Source organism: Methylobacillus caricis (genome assembly GCF_020532705.1).
In the GTDB taxonomy this organism is placed as follows: domain Bacteria; phylum Pseudomonadota; class Gammaproteobacteria; order Burkholderiales; family Methylophilaceae; genus Methylobacillus; species Methylobacillus caricis.
This window is the reverse complement of the sequence record NZ_JAJAVD010000001.1, coordinates 81,677-94,898: the sequence shown is the minus strand read 5'-3', so window position 1 is coordinate 94,898 and position 13,222 is coordinate 81,677. Positions and strand designations below refer to the sequence as shown.

General features: G+C 50.4%; 13 protein-coding genes. 5 read left to right on the top strand and 8 right to left on the bottom strand.

Annotated elements, in window-relative coordinates; all coding sequences use genetic code 11:
* Positions 1–14: 14 nt before the first annotated feature.
* Positions 15–2,126 (top strand): TonB-dependent siderophore receptor, encoded by a 2,112-nt coding sequence (locus tag LG200_RS00510; protein ID WP_226755650.1) that lies wholly within the window; start codon positions 15–17, stop codon positions 2,124–2,126.
* A gap of 53 nt (positions 2,127–2,179) precedes the next feature.
* Here LG200_RS00510 and LG200_RS00505 read toward each other — a convergent pair whose 3' ends face one another.
* The 8 genes from LG200_RS00505 to pdxR all read right to left on the bottom strand — a co-directional run bounded on the left by LG200_RS00505 (position 2,180) and on the right by pdxR (position 9,600).
* A complete protein-coding gene (locus LG200_RS00505) occupies positions 2,180–2,557 on the bottom strand; it encodes a VOC family protein (RefSeq protein WP_226757263.1) in 378 nt (125 codons plus the stop codon).
* 14 nt (positions 2,558–2,571) lie between these two features.
* Positions 2,572–2,994, bottom strand: a complete 423-nt coding sequence (locus tag LG200_RS00500; protein WP_226755649.1) for an OsmC family protein — start codon at positions 2,992–2,994, stop codon at positions 2,572–2,574.
* 85 nt (positions 2,995–3,079) lie between these two features.
* A complete protein-coding gene (locus tag LG200_RS00495; RefSeq protein ID WP_226755648.1) occupies positions 3,080–3,538 on the bottom strand; it encodes an FKBP-type peptidyl-prolyl cis-trans isomerase in 459 nt (152 codons plus the stop codon).
* A 110-nt stretch (positions 3,539–3,648) separates the two neighbouring features.
* The gene (dacB, locus tag LG200_RS00490; protein ID WP_226755647.1) at positions 3,649–5,061 is read right to left on the bottom strand and encodes a D-alanyl-D-alanine carboxypeptidase/D-alanyl-D-alanine endopeptidase; all 1,413 of its coding nucleotides are present in this window, start codon (positions 5,059–5,061) and stop codon (positions 3,649–3,651) included.
* Positions 5,058–6,371, bottom strand: coding sequence for an adenosylmethionine--8-amino-7-oxononanoate transaminase (bioA, locus tag LG200_RS00485; RefSeq protein WP_226755646.1), 1,314 nt, complete (start codon positions 6,369–6,371; stop codon positions 5,058–5,060). Before bioA ends, dacB begins: the two co-directional genes overlap by 4 nt.
* Positions 6,371–6,916, bottom strand: a complete 546-nt coding sequence (locus LG200_RS00480; protein WP_226755645.1) for a hypothetical protein — start codon at positions 6,914–6,916, stop codon at positions 6,371–6,373. Before LG200_RS00480 ends, bioA begins: the two co-directional genes overlap by 1 nt.
* A gap of 250 nt (positions 6,917–7,166) precedes the next feature.
* On the bottom strand, positions 7,167–7,955 hold the full coding sequence (locus tag LG200_RS00475; protein WP_226755644.1) for an SDR family NAD(P)-dependent oxidoreductase: 789 nt from the start codon (positions 7,953–7,955) through the stop codon (positions 7,167–7,169).
* 172 nt (positions 7,956–8,127) lie between these two features.
* Positions 8,128–9,600, bottom strand: a complete 1,473-nt coding sequence (pdxR, locus tag LG200_RS00470) for a MocR-like pyridoxine biosynthesis transcription factor PdxR (protein WP_226755643.1) — start codon at positions 9,598–9,600, stop codon at positions 8,128–8,130.
* Positions 9,601–9,714: 114 nt separating this feature from the next.
* Here pdxR and LG200_RS00465 point away from each other — a divergent pair, with 114 nt between their 5' ends.
* The 4 genes from LG200_RS00465 (at position 9,715) to LG200_RS00450 (ending at position 12,617) form a co-directional block, all read left to right on the top strand.
* A complete protein-coding gene (locus LG200_RS00465) occupies positions 9,715–10,155 on the top strand; it encodes a carboxymuconolactone decarboxylase family protein (protein ID WP_226755642.1) in 441 nt (146 codons plus the stop codon).
* Positions 10,156–10,165: 10 nt separating this feature from the next.
* Entirely contained in the window at positions 10,166–10,609 is a 444-nt protein-coding gene (locus tag LG200_RS00460; RefSeq protein ID WP_226755641.1) for a GNAT family N-acetyltransferase, read from the top strand.
* Positions 10,610–11,212: an FMN-dependent NADH-azoreductase gene (locus LG200_RS00455; RefSeq protein WP_226755640.1), complete on the top strand. Its 603-nt coding sequence runs from the start codon at positions 10,610–10,612 to the stop codon at positions 11,210–11,212. It begins immediately after the preceding gene.
* 514 nt (positions 11,213–11,726) lie between these two features.
* On the top strand, positions 11,727–12,617 hold the full coding sequence (locus LG200_RS00450; RefSeq protein ID WP_226755639.1) for a LysR family transcriptional regulator: 891 nt from the start codon (positions 11,727–11,729) through the stop codon (positions 12,615–12,617).
* The last annotated feature ends 605 nt before the right edge of the window (positions 12,618–13,222 follow it).

Sequence of the window (13,222 nt, the reverse complement as noted above, 5' to 3'; positions counted from 1 at the left end):
CAGGGAAATGAAATATGAGTAAGTCTCTCGAACGCATGGCGGGTACGTTAGCCATGCTATGCTTATCAGGCAGCAATATTGCCTTGGCAGCAGATACCTTGCCCGAAATCCAAGTCAAGGCTGAGAACGGAACGGAGCCCAAAGCCTCCGAAACCACCAAGTCCTATACCGTCAAATCCAGTGAAACTGCCACCCGGCTTAATACTTCGCTTAAGGAAACTCCACAGTCCATCTCCGTCATCACCCGTCAATTGATCGACGACTTCAAACTGACATCCATCAATGACGTGCTCGATATGAGCACTGGCATCAAAGTGGAACGTGCCGAAACTGATCGCACCTACTACACAGCCCGCGGCTCGGATATCACCAACTTCCAGATTGACGGTCTAGGCGTGCCATTCCCGGACGGCTTGTTGATTGGTGATATCGATACTGCCGTCTACGATAGGATAGAGGTACTGCGAGGTGCTACTGGCTTGCTTTCCGGTACCGGCAACCCTTCTGCAACCATCAACTTCATCCGTAAACGCCCGACCGCCGACTTCCAGGCTAAGGTAGATCTCACTGTAGGCTCATGGGATAAGCGCCGCATTGACGCCGACCTATCAGGCCCGCTCAATGCTGCAGGCAATGTACGCGCACGCCTGGTACTGTCCAACCAGAACCGTCATTCCTACCTGGACCGCTACAGCCAGGAGCGCAATGTCGCTTATGGCATCATTGAAGCCGATATCACAGATAACACCACGGTAGCCCTAGGGCACACCTACCAGCAGAATGACACCAACAGCCCGATGTGGGGTTCACTGCCGCTGCTGTACTCGGACAATACCCGCCGTCATTATTCGCGCTCAGCTTCCACCTCGCCGGATTGGAGTTATTGGAATACCACAAACAACATTACTTTCGCCGAACTGACCCACCTGTTCAACAATGGCTGGAAGTTGAAGACACAGCTGACCCGCAAGGAAATGACTGGGAACGCCAAGCTGCTGTATGTTTACATGAACGAAGACCGGGTCACCGGCACCGGCCTGATAGGCTGGCCCGGCGCCTATCGCGATTCCTATAAGGAGCTGATCGCCGACGTCTATGCCTCAGGTCCCTTCACCTTGGGCGGACGCGAGCACGAACTGGTCATCGGCAGCAACTGGTCGCGCTCCACCTACGACGAGCATGAAAAAGCAGCCTATTACGGAACAACCGACCTCACTAGCTTCGACAGTATTGGGGATTTGCCGCAGCCGGCCTGGATTCCCGGCGATTTTGGCAGTTTTGACATCAAGCGCCTGAATAGCTATGCCGCCGTCAAATTTAACCTCAGTGACCGCTGGAAGCTCACCAGCGGGGCCAACTTGCTGAGTTACGAATACACCGGCATCAGCTACGGCGAAGAACGAGAAACCAAGGCGCATGACAAGGTCACGCCCTACCTTGGCGCCGTGTTCAACCTCAATGACCAGCACTCGCTCTACGCCAGCTATACCGGCATTTATAATCCGCAAACCAAGCTGGACCGCACCTTCACCCCGCTCGCACCATTGCAAGGCAAGAATTACGAGATAGGGATCAAGAGTGAGCTGCTGCAACACCTTAATACGTCATTCTCTATATTCAGGAATGAACAGGAGAACCTGGGCCAACAAGCAGGTGCTGTAGGATCGCGCACCATATATGAAGGCATTGATGCAACCACCAAGGGATATGAATTTGACATCTCTGGCGAAGTCAGTGAACGCCTGAAGCTCAGTGGTGGCTATACCCGCCTGATGAGCGTCAAGGGCAAGGATGACCAGAACGTCAAACCCTATACCCCAAGGCAATTGCTCAAACTGACTGCGACCTATCAAGTGCCCTATATCGAAAAACTTAAAGTCGGGGCCAGCATCAACTGGCAAGATGAAACGCATGTGGATATCGACAATGTGCGTGTGAGGCAAGATAGTTACGCTCTCGTCAACCTTATGGCAAATTACGAGATTGACCAGCACTGGAATGCAGCAGTCAATGTCTACAACCTGACAGATGAGAAATACCTCACCAGTTTGATGTGGGCGAATGGCGGACAAAGTTACTATGGCGCCCCGATGAATGCCAGCGCCACCCTGACCTGGAAGTATTAATCCAGCTAGATTTGCTATAACAAAAAGCCCCGCGATGCGGGGCTTTTTTATTTCTAGAGCCTGCCGGAAATCGGCGGGTGGTAGATGATCTGTACGTGAGTACCGGCTGGATCAGCGCAATAGAAGCTTCTTGCCCCATCGCGATGGGTTTTGGGAGGCATGAGTATCTTGACGCCGTTGGCAACAAAATGCGCATGCCACTCATCCACCAGCTCAATATGGCTGATAATGAAACCGATGTGATCGAGACGTTGCTTGCCATCCACAGCTTCGCTGCTGCGGTGCAATGCGAGATTGTCATTGCCTGAAGTCAGGTAATAGTTATCGGGGTCAGGCTGCCACTCAACCTGCATGCCTAGGATATCGACATAGAAATGCAAACACGCTTCGATATCCTGCACGAACAGGGCCACATGGCGCAGCCCTTGCATGCCCTGTGGCCGATTCAAATCTCGGTCTCCCGGATTTCAAAATCATGCGTCACCTCGGCAGCTTTGCCCAGCATGATGGATGCCGAACAATATTTTTCTGCAGAAAGCTTCACTGCACGCTCAACCTGGGCAGGATTCAATCCCTTGCCAGTCACGACAAAATGCACGTGTATCTTGGTGAATACTTTGGGAATTTCATCCGCACGCTCTGCCTGGATTTCAGCCACGCAATCGCGAATTGGCTGGCGTGACTTCTTGAGTATGGTGACCACGTCGAACGAAGTACAAGCCCCCATGCCGATCAACAGCATTTCCATCGGACGCATGCCCAGGTTGCGCCCACCTGCTTCTGGCGCGCCATCCAACACAACCGCATGGCCGGTTTCGGACTCGCCCATGAAACAGACATTTTCAATCCACTTGACACGTGCTTTCATTTTTAGCTCTTAACGAAGGGAAGCATTAATATCATTGCAAAACCCTTCAACAAGCCCCGCATTAAAGGATTTTGCATATACCCGGTTATTTGATGCCCAGCAGTTCCACATCAAAAACCAGTGTGGCATTTGGAGGGATCACACCGCCAGCGCCACGGGCACCATAGCCATAGTCAGGCGGGATAACCAGCGTGCGCTTGCCACCTACCTTCATGCCGGCAAAGCCTTCATCCCAACCGCGAATGACCTGGCCACCGCCAAGATAGAATACAAATGGCTCACGGCGGTCCAGCGAACTGTCGAACTTTTCGCCCTTGCCGTCAGGCTTGCTGGGATCATAAAGCCAGCCTGTGTAATGTACCGTGACATTCAGGCCAGCCTCGGCTTCACGGCCTTCGCCTACCTGGGTATCAATTTTCTGCAATTCTGTTACGTTGGCACTCATTACGGTTTTTTCCTTGTCATTGGTGGTATCGGCTGAACAGCCGGTTACAGCAAGCATGGCAAGCACAAAAGCACTGGCCAGCATGGAGATTGGTCTCATCAAAAAAACTCCGGTAGCTGGTTAAAAACTGCAGCGTTCAATCACACTACATGAGGTATCTATCATACTAGATTCTTTTTAACGATGCGCCTGCCAGCCTTTCCCACCTGTCAGGGCTGCTGCTGGTAAACCCAGTCTATCAATGCATCTTGTGCCACACGTGAAGCACCGGCCTTGGGGTCATTCACCATGATGACGGCCACCCAGCGCCGGCCCCTGCGGTCATGTACATATCCTGCCAGCGCACTGACGCCAGTGAGCGTACCTGTTTTCAGGTGGGCATTGCCACGTGCCGGACTATTGCGTAAACGGCTGGCCATGGTCCCATCCACCGAGGGGATGGGCAGAGCCGACAGATATTCCGGCATGACTGGGCTGGCATAGGCCGCCAGCAACATCTCCCCCATATGCTGGGCGCTGATTTGTTCATTGCGTGACAAGCCGGAACCATTCTCAAGCACCAGTTCGGGAAAACGCAAGCCTTTGCTGGCAAGCCAGGCCTGGATGACATGGATGCTGTCGGCCTCCATCACGGGAGTAGCCCTGCGTTCAGCCCCTATCGTCAGGAACAATTGCCTGACCATCAGGTTATTGCTGTATTTGTTGATGGTGCGAACGATCTCAGCCAATGGCAGCGAATCATGGGTCATCAGGTAGCTGGCATTTTCCGGCAGGTTGGCATAGCGCCAGCTACCATTGAACTTGCCGCCTGCTTCCTGCCAGCTGCTGCGGAACAGGTTAAAGGCGTACGGACCATCTTCCAGCACGCTCAATTCAACAGTTTTCTCACGGCAAGCAGCCGGGTACTCCCCATTGAATTTGACTTCAACCAAGTTATCCTGTGGCTGAACCTCAAAATTCAGCTGGCTTTTCCAGTCACCGCATTCCCCCTTGGTAAGTTTGACCTGGTTAATGATCCTGATCTCAGGCAAGTCAGGGTCAGCCTGAATCATCAATTGCTTGTTATCCAGAAAAAAATGGAAAGAAGTCGACTTGATATTGACCGGGAAACCATTGGGGGCAGCGTTATAGGGTGAATGGGGCTTGTCATCGAAGGCTGCGGCATCATGGTATTTACTGGCGAAATACTGGGTATCTATCAGCAAGTCGCCGCGGATTTCATCCACCCCTGATATACGCAAATCTTCCAGCATGCTGCGCATATCTGCGGCCATCAAGTAGGGGTCGCCATTGCCCTTGATAATCAGATTGCCGTCCAGCACACCGTTTTCCAGCACGCCATCATGATAAATCTCCGTATGCCAGCGATAAGCCGGGCCTAACAGCTCAAGGCCAGCGTAGGTAGTCACCAGTTTCATGGTCGAGGCTGTTTTCATCGCACGCCCAGCCTGATGGCTGATCAATGGGCGGGGCTGATCCACTGCCTGCACAAATACAGCGACATTGTCCTGCGAGATGCCGTTTTTCTTGAGTATGTCACTGACCGCCGCTGGCAATTCTGCGTGGGCATGATTGGCAAGCACCGCAAGCCACATCAACAAAATAATGAAGCGCCACTTCATGCTGTCTCCTTATGCAGGATTTCCAGAGTTTGCGTCACCATCCAGTCCATTTCATCTTCGTTGATCACGTAAGGCGGCATGAAATAGACCGTGCTACCCGATGGCCTGAGCAACAAGCCACGCTGCAGGGCTTCGCGGTAAAAGTTTTTCTGGAAACCGGGATTTTCCGTTTGAACATCAAACGCCCATATCATGCCGGTATTGCGGAGATGGCGAACCGGCAGTTCATTGATCGCTTGCAAGCGTTGATTGATGTAGGCAGCCTTGGTGCGATTTACCGCCAGCACATTGTCCTGCTCAAAAATAGCCAGGGTAGCGAGCGCAGCGCTGCAGGCCAATGCATTGCCGGTATAGCTGTGGGAATGCAAGAACCCTCGTGCCACGCTATCGTCATAAAATGCAGCATAAATCTCATCTGTGGTCTGCACTACGGAAAGTGGCAAATATCCCCCGGTGATCCCCTTGGATAAACAGATAAAATCAGGCCTGACACCAGCCTGCTCCACCGCAAACATAGTGCCAGTCCGGCCAAACCCTACTGCAATTTCATCTGCGACAAGATGGATGTCATAACGGGTGCAGATGTCCCGGATGCGCTCCAGATAAGCTGGATGATACATTGCCATGCCGGTAGCGCATTGTATTAAGGGCTCAAGGATAAAAGCGGCAATTTCAGTGTGGTGGTTGGCAATATGGGTTTCTGCGGCAGAGGCACATCGCAGCGCATACTGCTCGGCTGTTTCACCAGCCTCTGCCTGGCGCCAATCCGGGGAAGGCATCTGGGTGCTGGCACGGAGCAGACTGGCATACGTATCCTTGAACAAGGCCACATCCGTCACCGATAGCGACCCCAGCGTCTCGCCGTGATATCCGTTCTGCAAACTGATAAATTGGGTCTTGCCTGGCTTGCCGCTATTGCGCCAGTATTGAAAGCTCATCTTGAGCGCAATTTCGGTGGCTGAAGCTCCGTCAGAAGCATAAAAACTGTGGCCGAGTCCTGTCAATGCCGAAAGCTTTTCTGATAACTCCACCACAGGTGCGTGGGTGAAACCAGCCAGAATGACGTGCTCAAGCCGGTCCAGTTGTTGCCTGATTGCATCCTTGATTCTGGGGTTGTTATGGCCAAACAGGTTCACCCACCAGGAACTGACGCCATCCAGGTACCGCTTGCCGTCAAAATCCTCAAGCCAGACACCATCACCACTGCGTATCGGCACCAACGGCATTGTTTCATGCTGCTTCATCTGCGTGCAGGGATGCCACACACTGCGGCGACTGCGCTCCAGCAGCGCCTGATTATTCAAAATCATTAATGCAGCACGTGCTGTGTTGCCTCATCTGTCAGCACTATCCTGTCTGTGGAAAGCCCCAAATCCCATGCGGCCTCCTGTGTTGCCAGCTGCAGCATGCCACTGATGGCATGGTTCAGCTCATCGGTAAGCGCAATGCTATATACCTCTCCCGCCTGGCTATGCAACTCCAGCATGGACTCCATATGATCAATATTGACCAGCTTGCAATCCGTCACTAGCACAGGAGGATTTGCCTCGGCAATTTTCCTGTCCTGATAGGCCCCGGAAAAATTGATCCCCTGCATCAAGGACAGGCTATCAGCCTCCTGATTGAAACGTTCCAGCAATTCCTCAGCAGTGACTGCCATCACATCATGCATGGGCATGGGTGAAAGCTCGCTATCCTGCAACAGCCCCCACAACACCCGTACAATGCGCCGAGTCAGCCATGCATTCAGCTCACTGTCATCAGCCAGGCTGACTTTGAGCAACATACGGTCCTGCGGGCCGCTGTAGCTGAGGTGAAGCTGTTGAATCGCCATATCTGCGAACTCATCCGACATTCAAATTATTCCTACATCAAAACAAGTTGAGGATTATAAGGCTTTAATGGTATTTGTCCTTGTTCCATACCAACATTAATCATATGTTTGGCAAGAGGTAAAAATAGGGGTTATGCCTGCTCGCTGCAGTTTGCAGCGAGCAGATGAAGAAACTGGTCAAAAATCCAGGCTTGCAGCCAGCCAATAATAGCTTAGGCCAAATGTTCGACACGAAATACTTGGCCAACAAAACACCATGCCTATAGCAACATCAGATAACGCCGCGCAACAAACCGCCCTCCGCACGTATCGCAGCCCCATTGATCACGGATGCACGCTCACTACAGACAAAAGCAACAACATTGCCGATTTCAACAGGGTCTATCAAGCGGCCAATCAATGAAGTCGGGCGATTTTCAGCCAGGAATTTACGTTCCGCATCTTCTATGCTCAAGTCGGGATAAACATCCTGCATGAACTTCTGCACATTCTCGGTCCTGGTAGGGCCTGGCAATACAGAATTGACCGTGACACGCGTGTTCTTGGTCAACTCAGCCAGCGAGCGGGAAATACTGAGCTGCATGGTCTTGGTCGCACTGTAATGCGCCATCTCCGGCGCAGCCATCACACCTGACTCGCTGGAAATAAACACCACCCTGCCCTCGCCTTTTGCCAGCATGGGCGCCAGGTAATGTCTTGCCAGGCGCACGCCGCTCATGATGTTGACTTCAAAAAGGTGCTGCCAATCTGCATCCGTCTCGTCAAAGAATCCGACTGCTTCATAAATCCCCAGATTATTTACCAGGATATCCACTTCCGCCAATGCCTTGATTGTAGTTTCACAACCTTCCCGCGTACCGTTATCGCTCACAAGCGGAATCAGATCAGCATCAGGGTGTGACCCTAAAATGCTTTCTATCGCCTTGTCTACATTCGCCTGGGTTCGGCCGTTAATCACGACCCTGGCGTTTTCCGCAGCCAGGACCCTGGCAATTTCCAATCCTATGCCGCCCGATGATGCCGTGACCAATGCCAGTTTGTTTTCCAGATCCAGTTTCATGCCATATGCTCCAATTGAATAAGTTTCCTGTACAAGTATGCAGCTATCTGACCAGACATAAAAGCTATTGACGCGCATCGATGTAACTCAGCATTATAAGAAGCAACCTGGCATACCATGAAGCCAGCTACGATTAGCCCAGCTCGAACGTTCGCATGGAACGCTGGACAACCTATATCTCCAGAATTTCCCTTACCCTCGCCATGCCTTCCCATATGGCCTCAGGAGTAAACGACGAGAAGCCCATTACCAATCCGTTTGCAGGTTTTGTAGCAATCCCGTAGAAAGAAAGCGGCCGGGCCTGTACTCCTCCTAATTTCAATTGGTCAGAGACCAGAGCGTCATCCATCCCGCTGGGCAACAACACACAGGCATCCAACCCGGTTGTGATTGGATTGATGTAAAAAGACTCACCAAGCTGTGCCTTGCATGCTGTTTCAAACGCCTGGGCTCTTTCCTGGTAGATCATCTTCATCCGTCTCAAATGCCGTGCGTAGTGACCATCAGCAATAAACTCACTCAGAACTTTCTGAGTATGGAGCCCAAGATAGCGGCATGTCAGGCTCATCGCGGAAACAAATGGATCTGTTAACCAATCCGGCAATACCACGTAGGCAAGCCGAATACCTGGATATAGCAACTTGCTGAAGGTTCCCATATAAATGACCCTTCCCGTTGAATCCAGGCTCTTTATCGGGGCTAATGGTATGCCATCAAAACGAAACTCACTGTCATAGTCATCCTCGATAATCGTGGCTTGCCCCTGATTGGCCCAGGCCAATAATTCCAGCCTGCGCTCCAAGGACAATGTGACCCCGATGGGGCACTGGTGCGCTGCAGTGATGTAGGCCATCTTGGCATTAGGTGCCGTCTGCAGCGCAACATCCACCCTGATCCCGGCTGCATCGATAGGCACAGGCACCACATGGGCACCGTTATTCGCAAAAACCATGTTGGCACCAGGATATCCAGGATCCTCCATCCATACCTTGTCGCCTTCATCCAGCAGCAGGCGTGTACACAGATCAAGCGCCTGTTGCGCACTGCCCACGATCGCAACTTGCCTGGGCAGGCAATGTATCCGCTGTGAAAATCGCAAATGATCAGCAATTGATGTCCGGAGGGGAAGGTATCCACCAGGATCCATGTCACCCATATCCCTGACTCTGATCGCATTAGCGCGTTTGGACCCGATTTGATTCCATATCTTTAATGGAAAGTGCTCAAAGTCTGGCTGGTTTGGCTTAAACGGTATTGCGGCAGTCGCGCCTCTATCATGATAAAACGGGCTTTGGAGGAACACTTTCCCTCGTCCTGAGAGGGCTCCGTGCACGGATGGTGAAGTTGGCGTGGCAACAGCCGGCCTGACTGAAAGGTTATGAGGCAGCGTTTTTGTTACGAACGTACCTTTGCCGGTGTATGAGCATAGATAACCCTCAGCGATCAATTGCTCATATGCCGTCACTACAGACCCTCGGGAAACGCGGTATTGCAATGCAAGATCCCGCGTAGTGGGAAGCCGGATATCCGGCTTCAGCCTGCCACTCAAAACAGCCGCCCGGATCTCAGAATATATCCAGTCATGGATCGACAACTGAGCCGGTTTGGGTTTGATGGCGAGTTCAATGTGCTCCGCTTGCCTCATTGGTGCCTCTATTCAAATTGGTCTAATCATTTTTTCATTTATTGGTATTTTTGTTAATCCATTTAGTGATTAAAAATAGCCTCACTTGATTAATCACTTGAAAAGGAAAATGAAATGACCAAGAGATTCGATTATGACCAGGATGGATATAAAGCCATGTTTGGTGTGCATCAATACGTGCAGGGATGCGGATTGGACCACGGACTGTTAGAGCTGATCAGGCTGCGTGTGTCACAAATCAATGGCTGCGCTTTTTGTATCAATATGCATGTGCCATTAGCCCAAAAAGGCGGGATCACCGACAACAAGATTCACTTGGTGGCGGCCTGGAAAGAAGCTGGCGTGTTCTCGGAGAGAGAGCGTGCCGCCCTTGCATGGGCAGAGGCCGTCACCTTGTTGCGTGACGCCGAAGTACCTGACCCCGTATATACGCTGGTACAAGATCAATTCAGTAAAAAGGAATTAGCAGACCTGACATTGGCAGTCGTGGAAATCAACGCATGGAACAGGTTGATGGTGGCATCAAGGATTCCACCTGAACTCAAGCAAGCCTGAGGAAAATACCATGCCCGGCCTGGAAGAAATTATTCCCGTCACAAAAGAAGCAGACATCCGTTCGGCCTTTGATCTTATGCGCCACCTGAGGGCACATTTGACAGATCCTGATGTATTTTTCAATCAGGTCATGCGGCAATTCGAATCTGGTTATCGCCTGGCAGGATTGCGCAAAGCTGATCAATGGCTTGGGCTTGTTGGATTCAGGGTCACCGAGAACCTGTTATACGGAAGGTTTGTTTACGTTGATGACTTAATTGTCCACCCAGGCTCACAGAATCAAGGCATAGGCAGAAAACTCATTGAGACCTGCAGAAACCAAGCCATTCAACTGGGTTGCGCAAACCTGGTACTGGACACGGGGCTGCATATGGCCTACGCGCAAAGGTTCTATTTCAGGCAGGGCTTGCTTGCGGAAGGCCTGCATTTCGTTGAACAACTTCAGGAGAGCTAAATGAGCAAAGTCTTAGTGTTGACCTGCAGCCCTCATGGGCAAGCCAGTTCAGGTTGGCCAGTGGTCGAATCATTGCTGGATAAAATCAGGGATGATGATCAGGAGGCAAGGATAGTATATCGCTCCCTTTCTGCACCAGGATTCTCTTTTCCTCCAGCGGCTTATGCCAGTGCCGTATTAAGTGGAGCACCTGCCACCGCCCCAGAGTTTGCAGTTTCAGAAACCTTGATCAGCGAGCTTGAAACCGCCGATATGTTAGTCATTTCGACACCTATGCATAACTTCACGGTGCCCGCATCTTTAAAGGCCTGGATTGACTATGTCCTGAGAATTCACAGAACATTTACCCCCACTCCTTCCGGCAAGGTCGGGAACCTTGGTGATATCCCTACATTTGTCATAGTGTCGTCAGGCGGGTTCCATCATGGTGTTCGGGCAAACCAGCCGGATTTCCTGAGCCCATATTTAAGCTTTGCGCTGGAAACCATTGGTATCATGTCAATCCAATACATCTATCTCCAAGGCCTTGCATATGGGAAAGAGTCAGTTGAGGCCGCTATCGATTCCGGGAACGAGAAAATCAGGAAACTCTTGCTACGCTAATATCAACTCTGCAGGCAGGCGCGCAGAAGTACATGCCAAAGCTGAACACAACATGAGCAATCAGGCTTTTGAAGCTTGCAGTTGCCAACAACCACAGCAGGTAAAACGGTCGGGGCGGCAACCATTCAGCCCCTTAAATTCCATACCACGCCATATACAAATCCTGTGAGGTAATGCGTTATCCACCTGATCAACAGATCGATAGCCAATGCTGCTTGCATGACGGATATCACGACTGCTGTCCCGGGTGATTATTCGAATAGGCCTGACTTGTCATCCCCCACTCATTCACTTGTTTCGGTTTTTCCCGCTTCAGGCTAGGGAAACCTATTCCATGAGTGCCTCGGCTTAGGCCCTATCTATTATTCACTTTTGCATTCAGACCGTAATAGAGAAAAAATCATCAACTAAACAATGGGCAGCACATAAGGGCGCCCTTACCAAACCTGTACCCATACTTAATATTTATGAAATAATTATTAAAATGTTATTAATATAAATTTATTAAATATAAATGGATATCAACCTCCTCAACACATTTATTGAAATTACCCGCACAGGGAGTTTCATTAATGCAGCAAAGAAGCTCAATCTCACTCAGACTGCCATCACCATCCGCATCAAAAATCTTGAGGAGCTGCTTGGATGCCAGCTTTTTGTCCGCAATAAAAGCGGGGCAAAACTTACTGAATATGGGCATAGGTTTGTCAGTTATGCGAGCCAGATTATTCAAACCTGGGAGTCCGCCAGAAGGGATCTTCCTTTTCCCGAAGGAGTCAGCGGGGTACTCACGGTAGGCGGGGAGCTAAGCTTATGGAACCCATTACTGCAATCATGGGTGTCGCAGCTAAATCTTGATTTTCCTCAACTGTTCATCCGTTGCGTGGTAGGGGAATCCAAAACCCTGCATGCCCAAATGATTTCTGGCGTTATCAATGCAGCCCTGGTGCATCAGCCTGATTATTGGCCAGGTATGCAAGTGACCGAAATACTGGAAGAAAAACTTGTATGCATACGATCAAAACTTAAATCTGACCCGTACATCTTTGTGGATTGGGGGGATGATTTCCGTGTACAACACGACACGGCCTTGTCAGGCCGTTTCAAGCCAGGCATGTCGATGAACTTGGGGCCTTTAGCGCTTTTTCACATTCTGGAGCATGGAGGCAGCGGCTACTTCAGGACCAGGGTAGTGCAGAAGTACCTGGATGAGGGATTGTTTGAGATTGTTCCCCAAACACCAGAGTTCTCCCACCCTGTGTATCTGGTATATCCAAATGAAGTACAAAATCCCAGTTTCGACCGATACATTGAAACATTGAAAACTGTTGCAAAACAATCTTCCAACTGGGCTCAACATACTGAGTTTGTATTTCCCGATTCAATTTATATGAATAAAAAATAACTTAAATAACCTTAAATTTCATTATTCATTAATTATTTTCTTTCTCATAATGTGGAGTATGCATATCCACTAAGTGAGAAAAATGACCACGATAGTAATTAATCCAGTATCCCAAAAACGATCCGCACAAATTTTCAACGCTGGCTCTGTGATTGCAATGCTGTGCATGCCCCTATTTCCGATCTTTTTCGTATGGATAGGCATCTCCATCTTTGTCTACTCTGCCAATATCCAGCATCCCAATGTGAAAGTTAGGAAATATACCCAATATGCTGGATACCGATTTTACGGCATTTCCGGTGCGCTTCTTGCCTCCATGATCTTTGCCGGCATATTGATACCCTTGGCAGGGGGCTCCTTACATTTGCTGCTCCTATTATGGTCGATCGGGATAATTGTAGTTGTACCTGCAGGGGTTTATTCAATGTTGAAGGCAAAGCGCGAAAACTGGCAGGATTTCAAATGCAACCTAAGTGAATGACATGGTGATGCCCACGGTTTTTCGGTTCAAGCGGATATCCTGCGGGCATTTTCAGGAGCAGTTCGCAGCCAATAGGGCTCGGTCTCCTGGTGCAAACCGATAATGGGCTCATCCTGTGCTAGGT